The organism is Actimicrobium sp. GrIS 1.19 (genome assembly GCF_035984655.1).
GTDB lineage: Bacteria > Pseudomonadota > Gammaproteobacteria > Burkholderiales > Burkholderiaceae_D > Actimicrobium.
Genome location: NZ_JAXCHT010000001.1, coordinates 145,036 through 168,334 on the forward strand (window position 1 = coordinate 145,036; position 23,299 = coordinate 168,334).

At 62.4% G+C, this 23,299-nt stretch carries 19 protein-coding genes; 7 read left to right on the plus strand and 12 right to left on the minus strand.

The window, feature by feature from the left end; translation table 11 throughout:
• Positions 1-2 precede the first annotated feature (2 nt).
• The 3 genes from RCH09_RS00710 to RCH09_RS00720 all read right to left on the minus strand — a co-directional run bounded on the left by RCH09_RS00710 (position 3) and on the right by RCH09_RS00720 (position 5,470).
• The gene (locus RCH09_RS00710; RefSeq protein ID WP_326939096.1) at positions 3-3,524 is read right to left on the minus strand and encodes an indolepyruvate ferredoxin oxidoreductase family protein; all 3,522 of its coding nucleotides are present in this window, start codon (positions 3,522-3,524) and stop codon (positions 3-5) included.
• A gap of 368 nt (positions 3,525-3,892) precedes the next feature.
• Positions 3,893-4,111, minus strand: coding sequence for a hypothetical protein (locus RCH09_RS00715; protein WP_326939098.1), 219 nt, complete (start codon positions 4,109-4,111; stop codon positions 3,893-3,895).
• A 270-nt stretch (positions 4,112-4,381) separates the two neighbouring features.
• Positions 4,382-5,470, minus strand: coding sequence for a GGDEF domain-containing protein (locus RCH09_RS00720; RefSeq protein ID WP_326939099.1), 1,089 nt, complete (start codon positions 5,468-5,470; stop codon positions 4,382-4,384).
• 392 nt (positions 5,471-5,862) lie between these two features.
• Here RCH09_RS00720 and RCH09_RS00725 point away from each other — a divergent pair, with 392 nt between their 5' ends.
• From RCH09_RS00725 to RCH09_RS00750, 6 genes are all read left to right on the plus strand, one after another.
• Positions 5,863-6,777, plus strand: a complete 915-nt coding sequence (locus tag RCH09_RS00725) for a DUF3034 family protein (RefSeq protein WP_442784984.1) — start codon at positions 5,863-5,865, stop codon at positions 6,775-6,777.
• A complete protein-coding gene (locus tag RCH09_RS00730; RefSeq protein ID WP_326939100.1) occupies positions 6,777-7,190 on the plus strand; it encodes a group I truncated hemoglobin in 414 nt (137 codons plus the stop codon). The genes RCH09_RS00725 and RCH09_RS00730 overlap by 1 nt, the downstream gene beginning before the upstream one ends.
• 26 nt (positions 7,191-7,216) lie before the next feature.
• Positions 7,217-7,702 carry a GNAT family N-acetyltransferase gene (locus tag RCH09_RS00735; protein WP_326939101.1) on the plus strand — a complete coding sequence of 162 codons (486 nt, stop codon included), beginning with the start codon at positions 7,217-7,219 and terminating at the stop codon, positions 7,700-7,702.
• Positions 7,703-7,741: 39 nt separating this feature from the next.
• Positions 7,742-9,409 (plus strand): energy-dependent translational throttle protein EttA, encoded by a 1,668-nt coding sequence (gene ettA / locus RCH09_RS00740; RefSeq protein WP_326939102.1) that lies wholly within the window; start codon positions 7,742-7,744, stop codon positions 9,407-9,409.
• Between the two features lie 218 nt (positions 9,410-9,627).
• Positions 9,628-10,338: a PEP-CTERM sorting domain-containing protein gene (locus tag RCH09_RS00745; RefSeq protein ID WP_326939103.1), complete on the plus strand. Its 711-nt coding sequence runs from the start codon at positions 9,628-9,630 to the stop codon at positions 10,336-10,338.
• Between the two features lie 68 nt (positions 10,339-10,406).
• Complete coding sequence (locus tag RCH09_RS00750; protein ID WP_326939104.1) at positions 10,407-11,207, plus strand: phytanoyl-CoA dioxygenase family protein; 801 nt, start codon at positions 10,407-10,409, stop codon at positions 11,205-11,207.
• A 182-nt stretch (positions 11,208-11,389) separates the two neighbouring features.
• Here the strand turns inward: RCH09_RS00750 and RCH09_RS00755 are convergent, their stop codons facing one another.
• The 3 genes from RCH09_RS00755 to RCH09_RS00765 form a co-directional block, all read right to left on the minus strand.
• Positions 11,390-12,682: an HD-GYP domain-containing protein gene (locus RCH09_RS00755; protein WP_326939105.1), complete on the minus strand. Its 1,293-nt coding sequence runs from the start codon at positions 12,680-12,682 to the stop codon at positions 11,390-11,392.
• Between the two features lie 104 nt (positions 12,683-12,786).
• Positions 12,787-14,631, minus strand: a complete 1,845-nt coding sequence (locus tag RCH09_RS00760) for an aminopeptidase P family protein (protein ID WP_442784985.1) — start codon at positions 14,629-14,631, stop codon at positions 12,787-12,789.
• A 48-nt stretch (positions 14,632-14,679) separates the two neighbouring features.
• Complete coding sequence (locus tag RCH09_RS00765; protein ID WP_326939107.1) at positions 14,680-16,536, minus strand: hypothetical protein; 1,857 nt, start codon at positions 16,534-16,536, stop codon at positions 14,680-14,682.
• Between the two features lie 125 nt (positions 16,537-16,661).
• On the opposite strand from RCH09_RS00765, the gene RCH09_RS00770 reads away from it, so the two are divergent.
• On the plus strand, positions 16,662-16,784 hold the full coding sequence (locus tag RCH09_RS00770; protein ID WP_326939108.1) for a hypothetical protein: 123 nt from the start codon (positions 16,662-16,664) through the stop codon (positions 16,782-16,784).
• A gap of 849 nt (positions 16,785-17,633) precedes the next feature.
• Here RCH09_RS00770 and RCH09_RS00775 read toward each other — a convergent pair.
• From RCH09_RS00775 to bioB, 6 genes are all read right to left on the minus strand, one after another.
• Complete coding sequence (locus RCH09_RS00775; protein ID WP_326939109.1) at positions 17,634-17,957, minus strand: hypothetical protein; 324 nt, start codon at positions 17,955-17,957, stop codon at positions 17,634-17,636.
• On the minus strand, positions 17,954-18,277 hold the full coding sequence (locus RCH09_RS00780) for a hypothetical protein (RefSeq protein WP_326939110.1): 324 nt from the start codon (positions 18,275-18,277) through the stop codon (positions 17,954-17,956). The genes RCH09_RS00775 and RCH09_RS00780 overlap by 4 nt, the downstream gene beginning before the upstream one ends.
• Positions 18,278-18,396: 119 nt before the next feature.
• The gene (locus RCH09_RS00785) at positions 18,397-19,305 is read right to left on the minus strand and encodes a hydroxymethylglutaryl-CoA lyase (protein ID WP_326939111.1); all 909 of its coding nucleotides are present in this window, start codon (positions 19,303-19,305) and stop codon (positions 18,397-18,399) included.
• Position 19,306: 1 nt separating this feature from the next.
• On the minus strand, positions 19,307-20,233 hold the full coding sequence (locus RCH09_RS00790) for a 2-hydroxyacid dehydrogenase (protein ID WP_326939112.1): 927 nt from the start codon (positions 20,231-20,233) through the stop codon (positions 19,307-19,309).
• 10 nt (positions 20,234-20,243) lie between these two features.
• A complete protein-coding gene (locus RCH09_RS00795; RefSeq protein WP_326939113.1) occupies positions 20,244-22,244 on the minus strand; it encodes an acetyl/propionyl/methylcrotonyl-CoA carboxylase subunit alpha in 2,001 nt (666 codons plus the stop codon).
• Between the two features lie 39 nt (positions 22,245-22,283).
• Complete coding sequence (gene bioB / locus RCH09_RS00800; protein WP_326939114.1) at positions 22,284-23,294, minus strand: biotin synthase BioB; 1,011 nt, start codon at positions 23,292-23,294, stop codon at positions 22,284-22,286.
• Between the last annotated feature and the right edge of the window lie 5 nt (positions 23,295-23,299).

Sequence of the window (23,299 nt, forward strand, 5' to 3'; positions counted from 1 at the left end):
TTCTATGCTGCGCTGGCGTGCTCCATCGCATTGACAGCACGGAAGCGCCCCATCAACCGGTTTTCTTCATCCCGTGCGTTCAGCACGGATGCGTCCTTGACATGACCGAAGCCACGGATCTTTTCCGGCAGATTGGCGATCTCGACCGCGGTCGCGTGGTTCTCGCCGTTGAGCGTATCGAGCATCGACAGCACCGTGCGGCGGTAGTCGACAATCAGCTGCCGCTCGCTCTTGCGTTCGTCGCTGTAGCCGAAGATATCGCAGCGCGTGCCGCGGACACCCTTGAGCTTTGCCAGCACGCCGAACGCGCGCCAGACCCATGATCCGTACTGCGCCTTGATCAGATGACCCTGCGCATCCTTTTTCGAAAACAGTGGCGGCGCCAGGTTGAATTTGACAGTGAAATCGCCCTCGAACTGTGCCTTGAGCTTGTCGACAAACTGGCCGTCGGTATACAGGCGGGCGACCTCGTACTCATCCTTGTAGGCCATCAGTTTCGAGTACGAACGTGCCACCGCGGTGGTGAGTTTGTTGCCCAGCTCAAGGCGGGCTTCGGCGCTCCGGACGGTATCGACCAGTTCCATGAAACGCGCCGCATAGGCGGCATCCTGATAATCCGTCAGGAACGCAACACGACGCTTGATCAGGGTGTCCAGGCTTTGCGGCATTTGCAGCAGCACCGGCTGGCCCGGCATGGCGACCTGCTCGACCCGCTTGACATCGACGGCAGCGCGACGGCCCCACAGAAAACTCTTCTTGTTCGATTCGATCGCCACGCCATTCAATTCAATCGCGCGCAGCAGCGCCGCCTCCGACACCGGGATGCACTCGCGCTGGTAGGCAAATCCCAGCATGAACAGGTTGGTCGCAATCGAGTCGCCCATCAAGGCGGTGGCCAGCCGGGTGGCGTCGATGAAATCGGCACGCTGCTCGACTGCTTCGTTGATCAGCGCCTCGACCTGCTCGATCGGAAAGTGCCAGTCGGCGTCCTGCGTGAAGCTGCCGGTCGGGGTCTGGTGGGTATTGACCACGGCGCGGGTGCGGCCCGGGCGCATTTTCGAGATCGCATCATGCGAACCGGCCGTCAGCATGTCGCAGCCGAGGATCAGATCGGCCTCGCCGGTGGCAATGCGTTGCGCACGGATCGCGCTGTGCGAGGCGCTGATGCGGATGTGGGACGTCACCGAACCGTTCTTCTGCGACATGCCCGTCATGTCGAGCACCGACACTGCCTTGCCTTCCAGATGCGCGGCCATGCCGATCAACGCGCCGATGGTAATCACGCCGGTGCCGCCGATGCCGTTGAGCAGAATGTTGTACGGCACCGCGCACAACGGCAGCACCGGTTCGGGAATCGCACCGAAGTCATCGACCTTGGCCGCACCCGCTTTGGACTTCTTCAATTTGCCGCCTTCGACCGTGACGAAGCTCGGGCAGAAACCCTTGACGCACGAATAGTCCTTGTTGCACGACGATTGATCGATCGTGCGCTTGCGGCCAAATTCGGTTTCCAGCGGCAGGATCGAGGTGCAGTTCGACTGTACGCCGCAGTCGCCGCAGCCTTCGCAGACGGCGTCGTTGATCACCATGCGCTTGGCCGGATCAGCCAGCTCGCCCTTTTTGCGACGGCGCCGTTTTTCGGCCGCGCAGGTCTGGTCATAGATCAGCACCGAGGCGCCTTCGACTTCGCGCAATTCGCGTTGCACTGCGTCCATGTCCTTGCGGTCATGCAGGCTGACCATCGCCGGCAAACCAACCCGGCCGACGTAGCGCGACAGGTCCTCGGTCACCAGCGCGATGCGCTTGACACCTTCGGCCGCCATTTGCTGCGCGATCATCGGCACCGAGATCAGGCCATCGACTGGCTGGCCACCGGTCATCGCGACGGCATCGTTGTACAGGATCTTGTAGGTGATATTGACCTTCGCGGCCACCGCCGCCCGGATCGCCAGATAACCGGAATGAAAATAGGTGCCGTCGCCCAGATTGGCGAACACGTGCGGCAATGTGGAGAACGGCGCCTGGCCGATCCACGGCGCACCTTCGCCGCCCATGTGGGTGGTGGTCTTGTTGTGTTCGGGATAGATCGCGGTGGCCATCACGTGACAGCCGATGCCGGCCAGCGCGAGGCTGCCTTCGGGCACCTTGGTCGAGCTGTTGTGCGGACAGCCGGAGCAATACCAGGCCGGGCGCGCCGGGGTCGCCACGGCTTTCTTCAGCACGGCATCCTTGGCTTCCAGGAACTGCAGCCGCGCCTTGATCAGGTCGCTGGTGTGAAAGCGCGCAATGCGGGCCGCGATCACGCGCGCGATCTGCGCCACCGAAAAATCGGCCTTCGAGGTCAGCAGCCATTCACCGCGCGGCGCGACCCATTCGCCCTTTTCATCGAACTTGCCGATCACGCGCGGACGGACATCGTCGCGCCAGTTGTAGAGCTGCTCCTTGAGCTGGTATTCGACGATCTGGCGCTTTTCCTCGACCACCAGAATCTCGTCGAGTCCCTGGGCGAAGTCGCGCACGCCGTCCGGTTCCAGCGGCCACGGCATCGCCACCTTGAACAGCCGGACGCCGATCTCGGCGGCCATCGCTTCATTGATGCCGAGCTCTTCCATCGCGTCGAGCACATCGAGATACGACTTGCCCGAGGCGATGATGCCCAGTCGCGCGGTCGGGCTGTCAATGGTGATGTGGTTGAGCTTGTTGGCGCGGGCATAGGCCAGCGCGGCGTAGATTTTGTAATCCTGCATCAGCGCTTCCTGCTTGCGCGCTTCGATGCCCAGCGTTTCGGTGGTCAGCCGCGCGTTCAGGCCGCCAGGGGGCATCACGAAGTCGGTCGGCAGCGTGATTTGCAAGCGGAACGGATCGGCATCGATGGAGGCACTCGATTCGACCGTGTCGGCCAGCGCCTTGAACGCCACCACGCATCCCGAGAAGCGCGACATGGCCCAGGCATGCAGGCCCAAGTCCAGATATTCCTGCACATTGCACGGATACAGGACCGGAATCATCGAGGCCGAAAACAGATGGTCGGACTGGTGCGGCAGGGTTGACGAATAGGCGCCGTGATCATCGCCGGCCACCAGGATCACGCCTCCCTTGGCGGCCGTGCCGGCGTGGTTCATGTGCTTGAAGACATCGCCGCAGCGATCCACGCCCGGTCCCTTGCCGTACCACATGGCGAACACACCATCGTAGTTGGCCGGGCCGATCAGGTCGACCTGCTGGGTGCCCCAGACGGCGGTGGCCGCCAGGTCCTCATTGACGCCGGGGACGAACTTGATGTGATTGGCTTCCAGCAGGCTGGCGTTTTTCCAGAGCGTTTCGTCGAGCCCGCCGAGCGGCGAGCCGCGATAGCCGGAGATGAAGCCGGCGGTATGCATGCCGGCGGCGAGGTCGCGCTGGCGCTGCATCATCGGCAAGCGCACCAGCGCCTGGATACCGGACAGGAAGATCGGACCGCTGGTGGCGGTGTATTTGTCGTCGAGCGTGACCGGCGCAAGCGCGGCTGCGGGAGGGAAATCCATGGTGTTCTCCAAATGGGTGATTCAGATGTGCGCCACGCTGGCGTCAGGCCGGGTAAGGCCTGTGCTTGCGTGGCAGCGTCGCCGGGATATCGGCGGATCCTGCGAGTGGCGTTATTTTAAGCGTTCAGGCGCCGCAGTGGAGAGGGGAAGTGGGGATGGGAACATAAAAACACGCACTTTGCGCACAGGCGCCACGGGGGCCGGCATGCGAGGGCTGCAGCGCAGCGATGGCGGCTCTCGCAGTCGTTGATCACGGCATGCGGCGCGGTCACGCCATGCCGCTGCGGGCTTTACCAGCAGCGACATGATTTGCCGCCAAAACGACGAAACTGGCCAGCGTCTTGATCCGTCGATCGTGGCCGCAGAGGTTAAACAACAGCGTTTGATGCGTTCGATGGGCCACCTCCAACGGTTAAGCTTTTTGTCGGGTCAGACAGGGATAACGACAACTGTGGTTGCAGTTGTGCCAGCTTCGCCGCCTTTTTCTTTTTGTGTTTCGCACGTTTACGGGCCTTGGCGCTGTTCACAAGTCCAACGACACCGGTTGCAGCGGTGGTCACACCGATTGCGGCATTGAGAAAATTCATCCTGCTCTCCTTAAATTTACCCAGAGTCACTGTCGTCCGAGCTTGATTTTGTGTGGCCCGCTGCGCGAAGAAGTTCCGCAGCCAGAGCGCAATGCCGGGCGGTTCCGCAAACGGTGGGGGACGCATGCACGCGCAGTCCTGCCGAGGCAGCGCCGGTTACTGCCTGACATCGAATGGGTGTGAGTTTGCCGCCGCGGGTGCGCAAACTTGGCGGAAATTCGGTGCGCGTGTTTAGCGCGCCGAAACAATCTTCAGATCAACCGGAAAGAATCAGCTTTCGGCCAGGTCGTCGAAGAAAAACTCGACGCTGTCGTTGGCGACCTCGGAGTGCAGCAGGCCGTTGCTGACCAGCTCATCGTAGTAGCAGACTTGATTGCGGCCATGCGTCTTGCCGTAATACAGGGCCTGATCGGCGTGGCCGAGGATGACGACCGGCGTCTCGCCATTGATATTGACGAAGCCGACGCTGACGGTAACGGTGCCGACCTGTGGAAAATTGTGCGCCTCGATGTTGCTGCGAAAACGCTCGAACGCCTTGCGCGCATCATCGAGCGAACTGGAGCGCAGCAGGACGACGAATTCTTCGCCGCCAAAACGAAAGACCCGGTCCTGCGCACGGAACGACGAGCGCAAGACATTGGCGACCAGGATCAGCACTTCGTCGCCATACAGGTGCCCGAACTGGTCGTTGACGCGCTTGAAATGATCGATATCGACCACTGCCAGCCATTGCGACCGTATCTCGGCAACCTGACGACGGCCCTCCGCATCGGTATCCGGCAGCTGGGTTTCCGGCTGCGCGTTATACGACACCATCTTGGAGAATTTTTCGTCGAAGGTCTTGCGATTGAGCAGGCCGGTCAGCGAATCGCGTTCGCTGTAATCGAGCAGATTCTGATAGTTGCGGTAGACACTGAGGATGCCTTCCATCACATCCAGAGTATTGCTTGCGAATGGCGTGTCGCTGCAAATTTGCATTGCCGCCGTCGCCGTATCGTTTTGCCAGAGGGGCACCCACAACACGTGGGAACCGTTGACGTCGATTTCTTCAGCGCTGCGCAGCTGCCGCGCGATGCAGTCGACCAGCGCCGGGTACAACGCCATCGCCTCGCCGCCCTGGTCGGGCGCAAGGCCTTCATCCAGCGACATCACCTTGCCGCCCTTGATCCAGACGCGCGGACGAACCATGTCTTCGCCGCGCACCTTGAACATCTCCAGAACGCGGGCCTGTGACGCGCCCACCAGCTCATGCAGCGCCGTGATGACCGAGACGTCCAGCAAATTATGATCGCGATGACCCGTCAGCTCGACCATATGCTTGAGCATGGACTCCATCATCAGCGGCTTTGCCGGCTTCATTTTGCGGCCGTCATGGTTATTGGCGATCTGCGATCCGGGCTGGCGAATTCGTTCATGGTTGCGGTTTGCTCTAAGGTGTACCGGCGGAATCGAAGTGCCCGGCATGCCCTATCATACGGCGACAAGGTTGCTTGGGAGCAGAAAATTCAGTTCGAAGCATTCTAACTGAAACAGGATCAGGGCAACACGTAACTTTAAAACATCTCCCGGCGCGATTTTCAGGCAAAAGTGCGCAATGTCGGCCATCGCCCGAGCTTCTTAAACCGGACATGCAAAGCGGGCTGGTGACGCGTCGATGTTGCCTGCGACCATCCCGGCTGAATCTGTGCATAATCCCTGCTTGCACGGAGTTCCGGATATGCCGGCACTACTGCTGCCCAGGAACAAACCCCATGTCGCTCCACCCAACCTTAAAGGCAATCACGCTGCAGCTTGCGCTGTGCCTGTGCGCGATGACCGGCGCCAACCCTGCCGCCGCACAAATCCCGCCACCGGATCAAGCCAAATTGCTGGCCACTGGCGGCGTCACCGAGATCGAGGGCTCCGGCGGTGGCGGGCTGACGCCGTGGGCGTTGATCACCGGCTATGGCTCCCGCGACAGCTACGGCGCGAACGTGCATTACACGGGCGTACGCACGCAGGACTACGCAATCGACTCGGGCGGCGTCGCGTTTGGCTTCGCCGACCGTTTCGAGATCTCCCTCGCCAGCCAGAAACTGCAAGGCTCGCTGGCGCCCTTGAACAATCTGTCGATCACGCAGGATGTCGTCGGGCTGAAGCTGAAACTGGCCGGCGATGCGCTGATCGATCAGGATCGCGCCATGCCGCAGCTCGCGCTGGGCGTGCAGTTCAAGCGCAACAATGGTGTGCACGGGCTGGAGGCCCTGGGCGTACATCAAGCCACCGATCTCGGCGCGCGCAGCAACCACGGCATTGACGTGACGCTGTCGGCGACCAAGATCCTGCTTGAACAAAGTTTGCTGCTCAACGCCACCGTGCGTGGGACCAAGGCCAACCAGCTCGGATTGCTCGGCTTTGGCGGGGACCGGCACGATCGCTATCAACCGATGCTGGAGACGTCGTTGCTGTATCTGATCGATCGCAAGACCATGGTCGGCGTTGAGTACCGCATGAAACCGCACAATCTGTCGGTCGACGACGAGAAACCCTTTGCCGATGTGTTTGTGGCGTGGTTCCCCAACAAGAACCTGTCGGTCGTGCTGGGCTGGATCACGCTGGGTGACATCACCGTGTTCAACCCGCGCCGGCAACAGGGCGCGTATCTGTCACTGCAAGGGGGATTCTGATGAAGCGCTGCATGCTGCTCTGCCTGTTCGTCTCGCTCGGCGCCTTTGCGCAAGCGTCCGACAGTGTGTATCGCGGGCTGGGTGAACGCGCCGGGATCGCCCGCATCCTGCAACTTTTCGTGCCACTGCTGCAGTCCGATGTCCGTATCAATGCGGGCTTCAAGGAGGTTGATCTGGTACGTTTTTCCAACAAGCTGGGCGAGCAGTTGTGCGTCGTCAGCGGCGGACCGTGCAGCTACAGCGGCAAGGACATGGCGGTGATTCACGATGGCCTCGACATTACCAACGCGCAGTTCTATGCGCTTGCCGAAGATTTGCAACTTGCCATGGAGCGCGACGGCGTTGCGCCCCACATTCAAAACAAACTGTTGGCGCGACTGGCGCCGATGCAACGCGAGATCGTGACCAAATGACTTTTTCAACCTCTTCCGCCCACACCATGACCAGCGCAATCATCACCGTCGATTATGCCAACCCGATCCACGCGCAGGCCGTGCTCGATCTGCTTGATGCCTATGCGCACGACCCGTTCGGCGGCGCCCACGCGCTGGATGACAACGTCAAACGCCAACTGATCGCGGCGCTGGCGGCACGCGCTGGCGCCTTCAGCGTGCTGGCGCTGGTCGACGGCGTCGCCGTCGGACTGGCCAATTGCTTCGAAGGTTTTTCGACCTTTCGCTGTGCGCCGCTGATCAACATTCACGACCTGGTGGTGCTGGCGGAGCACCGCGGACAAGGCCTGGCACAACAGATAATGCGGCACATCGAACAGATCGCCATGGAGCGCGGCTGCTGCAAGATCACGCTCGAAGTCCTTCAGGGCAATCACCACGCGCAGCGCGTGTACAGCAAGATGGGCTATGCCGGCTACCAGCTCGACGCGGAACATGGCGATGCATTGATGTGGCAGAAGGCAATCGACTAAGCTATCCTGTTCCCCTTCTGATTTTTACCGGGATTGCGCATGGCCAACTACGTCTACACGATGAACAAGGTGGGCAAAATCGTCCCGCCGAAGCGTCAGATTCTGAAAGATATTTCACTGTCGTTTTTCCCTGGCGCCAAGATCGGCGTACTGGGCCTGAATGGGTCAGGCAAATCGACGCTGCTGAAGATCATGGCGGGGATCGACAAGGACATCATCGGCGACGCCGTACCGATGCCGGGCCTGAAGATCGGCTACCTGCCGCAGGAGCCGCAGCTCGATCCCGAGCACACCGTGCGTCAGGCCGTCGAAAGCGGGCTGGGCGAGGTATTCGAAGCCAAGGCCAAGCTCGATGCGGTGTATGCCGCCTACGCCGAACCGGACGCCGATTTCGATGCGCTGGCGGCCGAGCAGGGCCGGCTGGAAGCGATCATCTCGACCTCGGCCGGCGACAACCCCGAACAACAGCTTGAGATGGCCGCCGACGCGCTGCGCCTGCCGCCGTGGGACGCCAGGATCGGCGTGCTGTCGGGCGGTGAAAAGCGCCGCGTCGCGCTGTGCCAGTTGCTGCTGTCGAAACCCGACATGCTGCTGCTCGACGAGCCGACCAACCATCTGGACGCCGAATCGGTCGACTGGCTGGAGCAGTTCCTGCAGCGCTTTCCCGGCACCGTGGTCGGTATCACCCATGACCGCTACTTTCTCGACAATGCCGCCGAATGGATCCTCGAACTCGATCGCGGCCACGGCATTCCGTGGAAAGGCAATTACAGCTCGTGGCTGGAACAGAAGACCAATCGCCTGAAACAGGAAGAAGTCACCGAATCGTCGCGCCAGAAAACCATGGCCCAGGAACTCGAATGGGTGCGGCAGAATCCGAAAGGCCGCCAGGCCAAGAGCAAGGCGCGGCTGGCGCGCTTCAACGAGCTGAGCGAGCACGAGTACCAGAAGCGCAACGAGACCCAGGAAATCTTCATTCCGGTGGCCGAGCGGCTTGGCAATGAGGTCATCGAATTCAAGAATGTCTCGAAGGCGTTCGGTGATCGCCTGCTGATCGACAACCTGAGTTTCCGCATCCCGGCGGGGGCGATCGTCGGCATCATCGGCCCCAACGGCGCCGGTAAGTCGACCCTGTTCAAGATGATCACCGGCGTCGAGCAACCCGACAGCGGCGAGGTCGTCATTGGCGCCACAGCGCGCATCTCGATGGTCGACCAGTCGCGCGACACGCTGTCGGACAACAAGACCGTGTTTGACGATGTCACCGGCGGCGCCGACATTCTGACGGTCGGCCGTTTCGAGATGCCATCGCGCGCCTACCTTGGCCGCTTCAACTTCAAGGGTGGCGACCAGCAAAAGATGGTCGGCAACCTGTCCGGCGGTGAACGTGGCCGGCTGCATCTGGCCAAGACGCTGCTCAAGGGCGGCAACGTGCTGCTGCTCGATGAGCCTTCCAACGATCTGGATGTGGAAACCCTGCGCGCACTCGAGGATGCCTTGCTCGAATTCGCCGGCAGCGTGATGGTGATTTCGCATGATCGCTGGTTCCTTGATCGCATTGCGACGCACATCCTGGCGTTCGAAGGCAATTCGCAGGTAAGCTTCTTCGACGGCAATTATCAGGAGTACGAAGCCGACAAGCGCAAGCGCCTCGGCGACGAAGGCGCCAAGCCGAAGCGGATCCGCTACAAGCCGCTGACGACGTAAGGACCGGCCGCACCCGCGCGCAGCATGGCGAGCGGGTGCTTCCAGGCAATGTATAACAATTGTTAAATCGTTTAGCTATTTTCCCGCAGCATGAGATTGCTTCGTATAATCGGGCCAGACGTTGACAATAAGGCAAGCTGGTCAACAAGGAGCCGGATCACCGTCAAGCAGATCGCCTACCCGGCGATTCCGCGCGCCCCCTTTTACCGGACACCACCATGAAGCTCTTCCCTTTTTTCGCGGCACTGGCACTGAGTGCCGCAAGCCTGCCCGCTACGGCGGCAATCGTCACCTATGATTTCTCGAATCTGAAATACCAGAACGGCAGCAACAACGGCTTCTTGCCAACGGAAGTGCTCAACAGCGGTTACTGGCGTTGTACCACCGGCGACCTGTGCAGCTCCGATGTGTCGTTCGGCAAGCTTGGCGGTGACTTGAAATACACCGTCAACGGCCTGACGGCCACCGCCACTGCACTGTTCAACGGCAATGCTGCCAGCGTGGTTCAGGATGCCGACAATGGCTACAATGCGGCCAAATACCTTGGCGCCGGCCTGGGCGTATATCACCTCGCCAACGTCAACAGCGACGACAACATCACCGTGGGCGAATCGCTCAAACTGACCTTCTCGCAAGCGGTGACACTGACGGGCTTGTCGTTGCGCTCCGACGGGCACAGCGCCGTTTTCGGCAACGGTGCAACGTTCCTGCTCAATGGCACCAGCGAGGCGCTGAGCCATGACCTGAGCAACCTGTCGTTCACCGGCACCGAGTTCACGTTTGCTTATGGCGGCGCGAAGGCTGACCAGTTTTATCTCGGCGGCATCACCGTCTCGGCAGTCCCCGAGCCAAGCGGCGGCGCGATGCTGGCAATCGGTATCGGCATGATCGGATTCGCCGCGCGGCGTCGCAAGACAAGCACGTTCTGACCGGTCCCCGGCAGCGCAGTACGACAACGGCCCGCGAGGCCGTTTTTTCATGGCGGGGGCCAAAAGCCATGCTGCTGCATAATATTGGCTTTCCAGCCGATACCTTTTGCCCCATGCTCAGCCAGCAGCAACTCGAAGAATTCCAGCGCGACGGCTTCCTGATCCTGCGCCAGCGTGTTACGCCGTCGGTGTGCGCCGCCATGCGCGAGGTGGTCACCCGGCAATTGCAGGAGGCCGCCGAGCCGCTCGAGTACGAAGCCGAGGTCGGCTATCACGGCGCACCGGCGTCACTCAACGCACCCGGCGGGCGCACCATTCGGCGCCTGCGTGGCGCCTGGGGTCGCCATGCCTGCTTTCGCGACTGGGCCACCGATGCCGACCTGATCGCCACGTTGCGGCAATTGCTGCAACAACCCGTGGTACTCAATCTGGCCCATCACAACTGCGTCATGACCAAGCTTCCGCAATGGAGCAGCGCCACCGGCTGGCATCGCGATATCCGGTATTGGTCGTTTGCCCGCGCCGATCTGATCACCGTATGGCTGGCGCTGGGCGCCGAGAACGCCGATAACGGCGCGCTGCAGGTGCTGCCCGGTTCACACCGCTGGCAGCTCGCGCCGGAACAATTCGACGAACGCGATTTCCTGCGCACCGACCTGCCGCAAAACCAGCCATTGCTGGCGCAAGGCATCACACTCGCGCTGGAGGCGGGCGACGTGCTGTTTTTTCATAGCAGCCTGTTGCACGCGGCTGGCAAGAATCGCTCCGGCGCGCGCAAGTTTTCGCTGGTGTTCGCCTGGCGCGGCGCCGACAATCCGCCGCTGCCCGGCACGCGTTCGGCCGCTGCGGGCGAAATCGATTTCCCATAAAAAAACCCCCGGCACATGTGCCAGGGGTTGAAATCCACACCGGGAGGTGTGGGCAGGGAATCGGGCCAACTGGCGCGCGAAGAATCAGCACGCAGCCAGAGAGTAGGCCCGGCAACCCGTCCAGTCTGTTACTTACCCCACACAGGCAATGATGTTTTTGGCAAGGCCGCGCGACAATGGCGTCAGCTGGGCGCCTTGGGCGTCGCGCCATCGCGCGATTCGAAGTAGTAGGTCATCCGTTTACGCGGACTGAGGTAGGCATGGACTTCCTTGGACAGCTGCGACGGCTTCAGGCTGGCCGCCACCGACAGCGCCGATTCCTGCTCCAGATCGAGGATGGTGGCCTCGTCCTTCGGCACCGCCGGATCATAAATCAGCACCCATGGCCGCAATGGCTTTGACGCATTGACGGACACCACCATGCCCAGCGTATCGTCGGACAGCCGCACGATCGTGCCAGGCGGATAAATCCCCAGGCAGCGAATGAACAGGTTCAGCGGGCCGCTCTCGAACTGGGCGCGGCGCTGCGTAAACATGGTCGACAGCGCTTCATACGGGCTGACTGAATCGAGCGGGTTTTGCTGGTTGCACAGATTGTCGTATTCGTTGACGATCACCACCAGCGCCGCCAGCGGCGAAATGCGGTCACTCTTCAAGTGGCCGGGATAGCCACTACCGTCGGCGTGTTCGTGATGCTGGATGATGATGTCGATGGCCTGTTTCGACAGCCCGAGTTTGGCGCCGATGGTCTGCCCATAGGCGCAATGCAATTCCAGCAGGTTGCGCTCGGCGCGGCTTTTTGGCTCGGTCTTGTGCAGCACCCGGCCCGGGATGTCGATCTTGCCGATGTCGTGAAAAATGCAGCCGATGCCGAGCTGCTTGATGTCCGCCGGGCTGATCCCGACTTCGCGCGCCAGCAGCATCGCCAGCACCGAGACGTTCAGCGAATGGAAATACTGATCTTCGCCAATGGTCTTGTCGTTCATTAAATGAATCGCAATATCCTTGTGCGACAGGATCGCATCGAGCATCTGCTCGACCAGCTTTTCGGCATCGGCATGCGCCTCATGCGGCCGTGCGAACAGCTTGACATTGATGTCCTTGAGCGCGCCGGCGGCCTTGATGAAGGCGGTTTCGCATTCGGCGGTTTCGTTGCGCTGCTGCCGGATGCGCTCGCGCCGGGCCTGGCGCTCGGCTTCCAGCCGCATCTGCTCTTCGGTCAGCGGCACCACCGCAGCGACCGCCACCGGCGGCTTGACCGTGTCGGGCAAGGGCGCCACATCCGATCGGTTCGGATCGACCCGGATCTTCTTGATGCCGAGCTTGCGAATGGCCTTGATCTGGTCGACGTTCTTGATCTTGAAACTGTTGAGCGGAAAATCGTGCTCCAGCCAGTTCAGGTCCAGACACACGTACAGGCCGACACACAATCGGTCGGCCGCGATGTAGGTGGTTCCGGGTTGCTCATCGTTCATAAGTTTTCAGCGAAATGATGAGGTCAGCACTCAGTCTAAACCAAGTAGTGGGCAGAAGAAACGACTGTTGCCCGGCGGCGCAACAACGCTCTGTTGCCGTCGCGTCAAATCGCCTGGGTACGCTCCAGCAGCCATGCCCTGGCGGCGCCGTCGACCAGCGGTGCGAGGCGTTTCTGCACCGTTGCGTGATAGTCATTGAGCCATGCCAGTTCATCGGCGCGCAGCAAGTCGCGATCAAGGCAGCGGGTATCGATCGGGCACAGCGTCAGGGTTTCGAAGCGCAGGTACTCGCCGAACTCGGTCGTCATCGATGGCACGTTCAGGACCAGGTTTTCAATCCGCACGCCCCACTTGCCGGGCCGGTAGATGCCTGGCTCGACCGAGGTAATCATGCCCGGCTCCATCGCCGTGTGCGGCTCCGGCATGGCCGAGGCGGCAATCACTTGCGGGCCTTCGTGGACATTCATGAAATACCCGACGCCATGGCCGGTGCCATGCGCGTAGTCGATGCCCGCCGCCCAGATCGGCGCGCGTGCGATGGCGTCCAGCATCGGCGACTTCACGCCGCGCGGAAACTGCGTCGCCGACAGCGCCATCATGCCCTTGAGTACCAGCGTGAAATCGCGCTTCTGCGCCGCCGACGGTTGCCCGATCGGCACGACTCGCGTGATGTCGGTGGTGCCGCCCAGATACTGGCCGCCGGAATCGATCAACAGCAGGCCGTCGCCTTCGATGGTGGCGTGCGCCTCGGGCGTGGCGTGATAGTGCGGCATCGCGCCATTGGCGTTGAAGCCGGCGATGGTGCCAAAACTCGGGCAGACGAAATTGGCCCGGCGTGCGCGCGCGGCGGTGATTTTTTGGTCGATGGTCAGTTCGGTGACGGTCTCGTTGCCGAGCGCCTGCTCCAGCCACGCAAAGAATTCGCACAGCGCCGCGCCATCCTGTTCCATGGCCGCACGCACATGGGCGGCTTCGGCGTCGTTCTTGCGCGACTTGGCAAAGGTGGTCGGGTTGATCGCTTCGACCACGCGCACCGAAGCCGGCACCGCTTCGCGCAAGCCGAAGGTGATGCGGCGCGGGTCGAGCAGCAGCACGGCATCGGCCGGCAAGGCTGCCAGCGCCGCAGCGGCCTCGGCATACGGCGCAACGACGACGCCATCGGCCGCCAGTGCGTCGACCACACCCTCGGACACTTTGCCGGCGGTCACGAACAGCGTGGCCTGTTCCATGCCGATCAAGGCATGCGCAACAAAGATCGGGTTGTAATTGACATCGGCGCCGCGCAGATTGAACAGGTAGCCGATATCGTCCAGCGTCGAGATGAAATGGCGGTTGGCCCCGGCCGCCTGCATGGCCGTACGCAGGGTGGCGAGCTTGTCGGCGCGGCGCGTGGTGGCGTGCGGCGGCAAGTGCTCGTAGACCGGTGCCAGCGGCAAGCCGGGCCGGTCGCTCCAGATGGTGTCGAGCAGATCCAGATCGGTGCGCAAGGTCACGCCGCGCGCCTGCAATGCCAGCGTCAGCATGCGCGCCGCGGCCAATCCGAGTACCGCGCCGTCGACACCGACGCTGTGCCCGGCGCTGACGGTCTGGGCCAGCCAGTCGACATGCTGCATGCTGTTGCCGGACGGGATTTTCATCAGCGTGATGCCAGTGCCGGCCAGCTCCGCTTCCGCCTGCGCCCAATACCGGCCATCGACCCACAAGCCGGCGAACTCGGCCATCACGATCAGCGTGCCGACCGAGCCAGTAAACCCGGACAGCCATTCACGCCCCTGCCAGCGTTGCGGCAGATATTCCGACAGATGCGGATCGGACGACGGCACCACGAAGGCGGCCAGTTGCTGCTGTTGCAGGGCGCTGCGCAAGGCAGACAGACGTTGCCGGATGACGGCGCGGGAGGCGTGCAGGGTTTCCATGGAGCGGGACCGATCTGGATGTGAGGCGTTCATCATACAGACCGGGTGGCGGATTGTCCGGGCGGCGCGCGGTGCGATGGATCACGACATGGCGCTTGTACTTTCTCTCGTCGCGACCTGCTCGACGAATTTTTCAATATCCTCCACGGCCCTCTTGCGTTCTATATCCTTTTCGGCCCTCGTGCGCCTATAGGCCTCTGCAGGCGGCAGTGTGGGCGGCACGAGTTCATCGGTGGAGACGTCCAACGAATCCGACGAAATGGTACTCGCATGGTCAGCGTCCTTGGCCGCGGGATTTCCGGCGGGCGTATTGAAGCCATCGCAAACAGCCTTAATGCCTCTGGCTATTTCCGATGCCTCCTTGTGCGGCGGGAGTGGCGCTGTTCCATATCTGGCATGCAACTCGCCGGCAAAACCGGTTAATTCACAAAGCCGCAGCTCAAGCTCGGGCGTGCATGGGGAAGCTACAGTTGCAAGCTCATCTGCGACCATCTTGATGACGCCTTCGACCAGCGTACGATGCGATTGCGTGGACGGGTCCGGGTCGGTGAATCGCGCCGCAAGGTCGACAAGTCCGTGCATCGCCTTGATAAATTCTGATCCGACGTTATCCGGCACCTGCAAGTCGTCGCAAGTTACTTGAATTAGCTGCACGTACTGCACGTTTGAACTTTCAGGCTGCGACCGATCATCGGAGTCAGTACTCATCAAGTCTTCTTCCGGCGAAGCACTTGGTGGATTTACCTCGATCGGTGAGAGGCCAGGTGGTTCGCCGCCCTCGACTACGCCTCCCGGCGGTGACGCTTCGGGTTCAAATCTGACGCGTCGTGGTGGCGGAATCGCACCGCTTTCTGGCTGCGGCTGCGGCTGCGGCTGCGGCTGCGGCTGCGGCTGCGGTTGCCGCTGCGGCCCCGGTTGCGGCTGCGGCTGCGGTTGCGGTTGCGGTTGCGGTTGCGCCTCCGTTTGCGGCGCCGGTTGCGGCTGCAGCTCCGTGGACCGCGGCCCGGCCAGGCATTGATCCACCGCGGGCACGAGAAGTTGGGTCAACACCTCACTACGCTCCTGTGCCGCCTTCTGGCTGGACGCAATCGTGGCCAGCGTCTGTAACTCAACGATCATTCTTTTCTGGGCAAAATAGCGAGAAAGGTCCTTGTGCCGTGCAGCTTGCTCGGGAGTGAGCTCCACGACATCCTTGATGCGCGGCGCACCGGTTGGCCACTGGATGATTTTACCTGGCCTCAACCGCGCAGCTTCCTTGCGCAGGGCGCCACGCTTCGCGCGTTCTTCACGCGAAATTTTCGACGATTCTGTTTGAAAAATTGCCGCTTGCTCAACCAAGGGATGCGGTGCTGCGGTATCGATCTCTCCCACTTCTCGAGTCAGTTCGTGCAGGGCCTCGCGTACCGCGTCGTCAACGCCGGGGCGGGGCGAATCAAGGCGCGCGGCAATATCCTCGACCGTCGCGATGTTCTTCTGCAAAATCGCTGTGCATTTCGCGATCTCACGCGCTACAGCCGCCCTGCAACTATCCGGACCGGCCTGCGCGCGGCGCCACTGTTCCCGCAGGCCAGGAACCGTCACTGCCGGATCAAACGCCAGGAAAAGGTTCTGCCACGTTGCGCGCAGTTCGTGGGACGCCTGCCGAAGCGTTTCGCCGCACTCGCTACTCCGGAGCGCCACGTTGATCAGTTGTTGTTCACTTCGCGCTTCTGGCGCTGCACTGTTCAGGCCCTCCAGCGCTTGCTGGTAATGCGTCTTCAGCTTGCCCAACTTTTCCTTTGCTGACTGCAGTGCCTCCCTGACGCTGTGACGAGCGACCATCTGACGAGGATCCAGTTTCTGGTTGCGGGAATCGTCTTCCGCTTGTTTGAACGCCGCGCCAATGGTCGTGATTTGCGCTTCTGTTTCATCGATCAATTCTTTTGCATCAAGCAACATGCAAGAAGTCAGGAGCGCCGCAGGCGCAAGCGCGTCCGGGACTAGACCTCGCAAGGGGCGATCTGCCGGAGCGAGCGTCTCAAGTCGAGACTGCATCGCCGCCAGGCCCGCGGCGAACTGCGTCGATGGAACTGCAGGTGACGCTTGCGCTGGAATTGATGGCTGCAATGAAATGCCAGTTGGGGGGGCAGGTGGACCCGCAGGCGGCCCGGGCGATTTTGCTTGGGGCACAGCCGCTTTTGCTTTGAACGGGGTCCCGCGCGCTCCCCGCGGCTTGGAAAGACGCTGCCGTGAGGCACGCAGCGCATCCCGGTCGCCGTTGGCCTCGCGCACTGCGCGGATATATGCTCGCTCTCGCCAGCCACCCGGGGATAGCCCGTCAATGAAAGAACCATCCGAAGCACCGTCGTTATGGCCTGCGTCGGGTGCGTTCCCACCTTCACGTTCAGCATCACCTATAGCTTTAGCTTCGGCTTCGGCTTTAGCTTCAGCGAGATAAAGTTCAGGATTTATCGCCATCCCGGGCGTGGCTGTCCGTTTCTCCGCAAACATGGCTCTGAGGCTTGTTCCAATACGACAAGGCATGCATCCCACTGCCGGACCGACAGTAGACACGCGGCCCTCGCGCCTTCCTTCCCCGCGACCGGGGCTGCCGAGAGGGGCAGGATTCCCGCCTCCGGCCGGGAGTTCCGACGCCAGCAGGTCGCGCGCTGCCTGAGTGAGGGCACCAGTATCAAGGGTACCTTCAGGCTGAAGATTGCGTTGGCTGTCCTCGACAACCTGGTGCAATACCGCCGCCATTCCGCCTGTGCGGGTATCGCCCTCATCTGGAGCGGCGGGTTCTCGGGATTCCTGCGTCTTGCCAAAGAGATTGAGCTTGGGCCAATGGGGCGTGCAAAAAAGTTTGCGAGTCATGTTATATCCAGATTAAATTCCCTGCCCAACCGCTATCCGGCGCGCAGGAGGATGTAAATAAAGGAGTGAGACAGCGTGATGGAAACCGGCAACGGCGCGGTGATGCAACGCAGCTTGCCGGCCCGGCGTGCCGCTCCGATTGAGTGTGCGAGCGTCGGCGCAGGTTCCGTGCCGGCCTGCCGTCAGCCCGCCGCTTTTGCCCGCGTCAGCAAGGCCACTACGCTTTCGGTGCGGCGTTCGACGTAGCGATCAATCATCGCGAGTTCTTCGCTGCGGGCTTGCTGGAGGGCGTCCGATTCCCGCTCGAGGTCGTGCAGTTGCGCGCCGAGCGCGGTATCGGGCGCGGCGTCGCTGACGATCTTGCGGGCGGCGTCGCGTTTTTTCTGGTCGACGCGTTGCAAGCTGGTCAGCGCGTCGGATAGCGCAGCCAGGCAATCGAGTTCGAAACGCAGGCATTCCAGCAGCTCGGCTGAGGCGCTGGCGAATTCGTCAGGGGAATGGCTCATGAATGGCGCTCCAACAGTTGCAGCCGGGCGATGGCTGCGTCGGTGTCCTTGCGCGCCTCGGTGAAGTCCTGCAAGGCGCCATGCGCGGCGGAGGCATGGCGTGCCTGGGTCGCGCCGGGCCGACGGAGGTCGGACAGCCGGCGCAGTGCAAGCAGTTGCCGCAGCGCGGTTTCGATCGGCGTGGCGGACGCCTTCTGGCTGGCCGGCGGTGGGGTGATCGACGGCTGCGGCTTCAGGGCCGCAGCGTCATTGACGGCCGGCGCCGTTGCGCCGGACGGATAGGCCGGATTACTTTTGATGGAGCCAATGGAATTGGACATGGCATGGGATGGCAATGCGCGACTGCAGCGGTAACGCATCCGCCGTTGCAAGTGGATATGCCGTATGTGGCGTCACCACCGCGGCGGTTCCATGCGATGCCGGTTTTTCAACGCCGGGACTATCCCAGGCGCTTGGCGGCAAGTGCATTGCCTGCCCGACTGACCGCCTTGCGCCCCAGATGGGCGGCGATGAATTGCCCGGCGTCGACCACAAGATCGAGGTCGATACCGGTCTCGATGCCGAGTCCCTGCATCAGATACAGCACGTCTTCGGTGGCGACATTGCCGGTCGCGCCCTTGGCATACGGACAGCCGCCCAGACCGGCCACCGACGCATGAAAGATCGCCACGCCAACTTCGAGGCTGGCATAGATATTCGCCAGTGCCTGACCATAGGTGTCATGAAAATGGCCGGACAACTGCGCGATCGGAAACTCCTGCGCGGCCCGTTGCATCACCGACTGCACTTGATGCGGCGTGCCGACGCCGATGGTATCGGCGATATCGATTTCATCGCAGCCGAGCTCGCGCATGCGCGCCACCACATCGGCCACGCTGTCCAGTGACACCGCGCCCTGATACGGGCAACCCATGGTGCAGCTGATGCTGCCGCGCAGGCGCAGGCCGTGCAGTTTGGCTGCTTGCGCGACCGGCGCGAAGCGTTCGATCGACTCGGCGATCGAGCAGTTGATGTTCTTTTGCGAGAACGCTTCCGAGGCCGAGCCGAAGATCACCACTTCGTCGGCGCGGGCCGCCAGTGCGGCGCCAAAGCCGTGCAGGTTGGGCGTCAGCGCGGAATAGATCACGCCGTCGCGGCGCGCAATCCCGGCCATGACTTCGGTCGAGGTGGCCATCTGCGGCACCCACTTGGGCGAGACGAACGAGGCCGCTTCGATGTTGCGGAAACCGGCCGCGCTGAGACGGTCGATCAGGGCGATCTTGATCGCGGCGGAAATGGTTTCGGCTTCGTTTTGCAGGCCGTCGCGCGGGCCGACTTCGACGATTTTGACGCGGGTGGGCAGGGTCATGTCAGTATCCTTTGGTGCGATCGACCAGACCGGCAATCGGCTGGCCGCGCTCCATCAATTTGATCTTGGCGGCGATCTGGCGGATGCTGTCGCCGCGCTGGGTGAGGGCGGCGATATGCGGCGTGATGGTGATGCGTGGTTCGCGCCAGAACGGGTGGTCGGACGGCAGCGGTTCGTCATGGAACACATCCAGCGTGGCGCCGGCCAGATGGCCGTCTTCGAGCAATTGCAGCAGGTCACGCTCGACCAGGTGCGCACCGCGCGCGACGTTGATCAGAAAGGCGCCCTTGGGCAGATGCGCCAGCGTGCCGTAGTCGAGGATGCCGCTGGTGTCGTCGGTCAGCGGCAACACGCAGACCAGCACCTGCGAGTGCGACAGGAAGGTTTCCAGCTCCTCGGTGCCGGCGTGCGAATGCACACCGGCGATTTCCTTGCGGCTGCGGCTCCAGCCATGCACCGGAAAATCGAAGTGCTGCAGCGCCTCGGCGATGCGGCTGCCGAGCACGCCCATGCCAAGGATGCCGATGCAAAAATCTTCCTTGCTGCGCGGCTTCAGAAAACGCCACTGGTGGTCGCGCGATTGCGCATCGAACTCGTCGAAGCGACGGAAATAACGCAACACCGCGTGCGTGACATACTCGGCCATCTGCACTCCCATGCCGGCGTCATCCAGCCGCACCACCGGCACGTCGGGCAAGGCCTCGCCCAGTTGCAGGATCGCATCGACGCCGGCGCCGAGATTGAAGATCGCCTTCAGGTCGGCGCGGCCGCGCAGCATCTCGGCCGGGGGACGCCACACCACCGCGTAGTCGGCCGCGGCCTGGTCGCCTTCGCGCCAGAGGCGCACATCGGCCAGCGGCAACGCGCGCTGGAGGTCGGCCAGCCATTCTTCGCCGCTGCTGCCGTGCGCATAAACAAGAATTTCCATACCTGCTCCGTTATGCCGTCTTGAACGACATCAGCGGCGCGCCTTCGCTGACCTGATCGCCCACCGCGTACAGCACCTGCTCGACCACGCCGGAGGCCGGGGCGGTGATGGTGTGTTCCATTTTCATCGCTTCCATGATCAGCATCGGCGCGCCCTTTTCGACCGCATCGCCGGCAGCGATCAGCACCGCCACGATCTTGCCCGGCATCGGCGCGGTCAGGCGGCCGCCTTCGGCTTCGGCTTCGCCAGAATGGGCCAGCGGATCGTTCCACAGCAGCGTGCTGTGCAGGCCGTCCTGATACACATGAAAGTGCTCGCCGTCGCGCAGCACCGTGCCGCGCACCGTGCGCTCGCCGAATTGCAGCGTGAGCAGGTTGTCGGCGTGACCGGTGATCTGCAGCGCTGCCGAGTCGGCACCGTGCGCCAGTTGCCAGCCGTGCTGCCGGTAGGTCACCACGACATCGCTGACGCGGTCCTCGTCGGCAAAGCGCAGGGTGCGTTGCAGTGGCACGTTCATGCGCCAGCCACTGCTGTCGGACCACGGGTCGGTCGCGCCCTGGCGGTCGTCCTGCAGCAGGGCGGCGCAAGCCAGCGCCAGCACCGCAAACGGCACCGCTTGCGGCGGCGGAAATAAGGCCGCCTGGTTGCGTTCGATCAGCCCGGTGTCGAGCGTGGCGCTGGAGAACGCCTCGCTCTCGACCAGCCGCTTGAGGAAGGCGATGTTCGACGACAAGCCGACGATGCGGTACTGCGACAATGCCTCGCTCATCTGCCGCAGCGCGGCGTCGCGGTCCTTGCCCCAGACGATCAGCTTGGCAATCATCGGATCGTAAAACGGCGAGATCGCATCGCCCTCGCGCACGCCGCTGTCGATGCGGGTGACGCTGTGCGTCTTCATGCCGGTCGGGGTGGCGAAACTGATCGCGGTCGGCGTGCCAAGATGCCGCAGCGTGCCGATCGATGGCAGGAAGCCCTTCTCGGGATTTTCGGCGTAGATGCGCGCCTCCAGCGCGTGGCCGTAGATCGACAACTGCTCTTGCGTGCGCGGCAGCGGTTCGCCCGACGCCACGCGCAACTGCCACTCGACCAGATCCTGGCCAGTGATCATTTCGGTGACCGGATGCTCGACCTGCAGCCGCGTATTCATTTCCATGAAATAGAACGAGCCATCCTGGTTGGCAATGAATTCAACGGTGCCGGCGCCGACGTAGTTCACCGCTTTGGCGGCGGCCATCGCGGCCTCGCCCATCGCGTTGCGCCGTTCCAGCGTCATGCCGGGCGCGGGCGCTTCTTCCAGCACCTTCTGGTGGCGGCGCTGCACCGAGCAATCGCGTTCGAACAAAAACACGCAATCGCCCTGGGTGTCGGCGAACACCTGGATTTCGATGTGACGCGGCGCACTCAGGTATTTTTCGACCAGCACCTTGTCGTCGCCAAAACTGCTGATCGCCTCGCGCTTGCAGGACGCCAGCGCGGCCTTGAAGTCGGCGCTGGCTTCAACGATGCGCATGCCCTTGCCGCCACCGCCGGCGCTGGCCTTGAGCAGCACCGGATAACCGATGCGGTCGGCCTGGTCGTTCAGAAAGCCGGGTTCCTGATTGTCGCCGTGATAGCCCGGCACCAGCGGCACCCCGGCCGTCTCCATCAACGCCTTGGCCGCGGACTTGCTGCCCATGGCCCGAATCGCCGACGCCGGCGGTCCGATGAACACCAGTCCGGCGGCGGCGCAGGCATCGGCGAAGCCGGCGTTCTCCGACAAAAATCCGTAGCCGGGATGAATCGCCTGCGCGCCGGTAGCGAGCGCGACTTCGATGATGCGGTCGCCGCGCAGGTAACTCGCCTTGGCTTCGGCCGGACCGATATGCACTGCTTCGTCGCACAGCGCGACATGGCGCGCGTGGGCATCGGCATCGGAATACACCGCCACCGTTTTCACACCGAGCCGACGCGCACTGGCAGCGACACGGCAGGCGATTTCACCACGATTGGCAATCAGGATTTTGGTGAACATGGTGTCTCTTTTTTTATAGGATTTGGGGTCGGCGCCGGATTAATGGCAGCCGTCGGCCTCGATGGCGGTGGCGCGTGTGCGCATGCCGAGCTTGGCCAGCAGGGCCTGGTCTTCTTCGACTTCCGGATTGCCGGTGGTGAGCAGCTTGTCGCCATAGAAAATCGAATTCGCACCGGCCAGGAAGCACAGCGCCTGCACCGCTTCGCCCATTTGGCGCCGCCCCGCCGACAGGCGCACCCGTGCCAGCGGCATGGTGATGCGCGCGACCGCGATGGTGCGCACGAATTCCAGTGGATCGAGCGCTTCGGCGCCATACAACGGCGTGCCTTCGACCTGCACCAGATGATTCACCGGCACCGATTCCGGATACGGCTCCAGATTCGCCAGTTGCGCTACCAGCCCGGCGCGTTGCAGGCGCGATTCGCCCATGCCGACGATGCCGCCGCAGCAAACCTTGATGCCGGCGCCGCGCACCCGGCCCAGCGTGTCGAGGCGATGCTGGTAGTCGCGCGTCGAGATCACGTTGCCGTAGAACTCGGGGGCGGTATCGAGATTGTGGTTGTAGTAATCGAGACCGGCATTCTTCAGTTTTTCAGCCTGGCCTTCGCCCAGCATGCCGAGCGTGGCGCAGGTTTCCAGACCCAGCGCCTTGACTTCGCGCACCATCTCTTCGACCTGTTCCAGATCGCGATCCTTTGGCTCGCGCCATGCCGCTCCCATGCAAAAGCGCGTGGCGCCATGCGCCTTGGCCTGCTTGGCGGCGGCCAGCACTTCGTCCAGCGGCAGGATTTTTTGCGCGGTCACGCCGGTGTCGTAGCGCGCCGCTTGCGGGCAGTAGCCGCAGTCTTCCGGACAGCCGCCGGTCTTGATCGACAGCAGCGTGGCCAGTTCGACTTCGGTAGGATCAAAGTGCTCGCGATGAATTTGCTGGGCGCGAAACAGCAGCTCGTTGAACGGCAGGTTGAACAGTGCCAGCACATCTTCTACCGGCCATTGGGTGGCCACGATAGTGGGAGTCGGCGCTTGAAAAACGATGGTTTGTGAAGTCATTGCGA

Coding starts and splice junctions, on each gene's coding strand:
- RCH09_RS00710 (WP_326939096.1), bottom strand. CDS start 3,524: ATGGATTTCCCTCCCGCAGCCGCGCTTGCGCCGGTCACGCTCGACGAC.
- RCH09_RS00715 (WP_326939098.1), bottom strand. CDS start 4,111: ATGAATTTTCTCAATGCCGCAATCGGTGTGACCACCGCTGCAACCGGT.
- RCH09_RS00720 (WP_326939099.1), bottom strand. CDS start 5,470: ATGAAGCCGGCAAAGCCGCTGATGATGGAGTCCATGCTCAAGCATATG.
- RCH09_RS00725 (WP_442784984.1), top strand. CDS start 5,863: ATGTCGCTCCACCCAACCTTAAAGGCAATCACGCTGCAGCTTGCGCTG.
- RCH09_RS00730 (WP_326939100.1), top strand. CDS start 6,777: ATGAAGCGCTGCATGCTGCTCTGCCTGTTCGTCTCGCTCGGCGCCTTT.
- RCH09_RS00735 (WP_326939101.1), top strand. CDS start 7,217: ATGACCAGCGCAATCATCACCGTCGATTATGCCAACCCGATCCACGCG.
- ettA (WP_326939102.1), top strand. CDS start 7,742: ATGGCCAACTACGTCTACACGATGAACAAGGTGGGCAAAATCGTCCCG.
- RCH09_RS00745 (WP_326939103.1), top strand. CDS start 9,628: ATGAAGCTCTTCCCTTTTTTCGCGGCACTGGCACTGAGTGCCGCAAGC.
- RCH09_RS00750 (WP_326939104.1), top strand. CDS start 10,407: ATGCTGCTGCATAATATTGGCTTTCCAGCCGATACCTTTTGCCCCATG.
- RCH09_RS00755 (WP_326939105.1), bottom strand. CDS start 12,682: ATGAACGATGAGCAACCCGGAACCACCTACATCGCGGCCGACCGATTG.
- RCH09_RS00760 (WP_442784985.1), bottom strand. CDS start 14,631: ATGAACGCCTCACATCCAGATCGGTCCCGCTCCATGGAAACCCTGCAC.
- RCH09_RS00765 (WP_326939107.1), bottom strand. CDS start 16,536: ATGTTGCTTGATGCAAAAGAATTGATCGATGAAACAGAAGCGCAAATC.
- RCH09_RS00770 (WP_326939108.1), top strand. CDS start 16,662: ATGGAACTGCAGGTGACGCTTGCGCTGGAATTGATGGCTGCAATGAAA.
- RCH09_RS00775 (WP_326939109.1), bottom strand. CDS start 17,957: ATGAGCCATTCCCCTGACGAATTCGCCAGCGCCTCAGCCGAGCTGCTG.
- RCH09_RS00780 (WP_326939110.1), bottom strand. CDS start 18,277: ATGTCCAATTCCATTGGCTCCATCAAAAGTAATCCGGCCTATCCGTCC.
- RCH09_RS00785 (WP_326939111.1), bottom strand. CDS start 19,305: ATGACCCTGCCCACCCGCGTCAAAATCGTCGAAGTCGGCCCGCGCGAC.
- RCH09_RS00790 (WP_326939112.1), bottom strand. CDS start 20,233: ATGGAAATTCTTGTTTATGCGCACGGCAGCAGCGGCGAAGAATGGCTG.
- RCH09_RS00795 (WP_326939113.1), bottom strand. CDS start 22,244: ATGTTCACCAAAATCCTGATTGCCAATCGTGGTGAAATCGCCTGCCGT.
- bioB (WP_326939114.1), bottom strand. CDS start 23,294: ATGACTTCACAAACCATCGTTTTTCAAGCGCCGACTCCCACTATCGTG.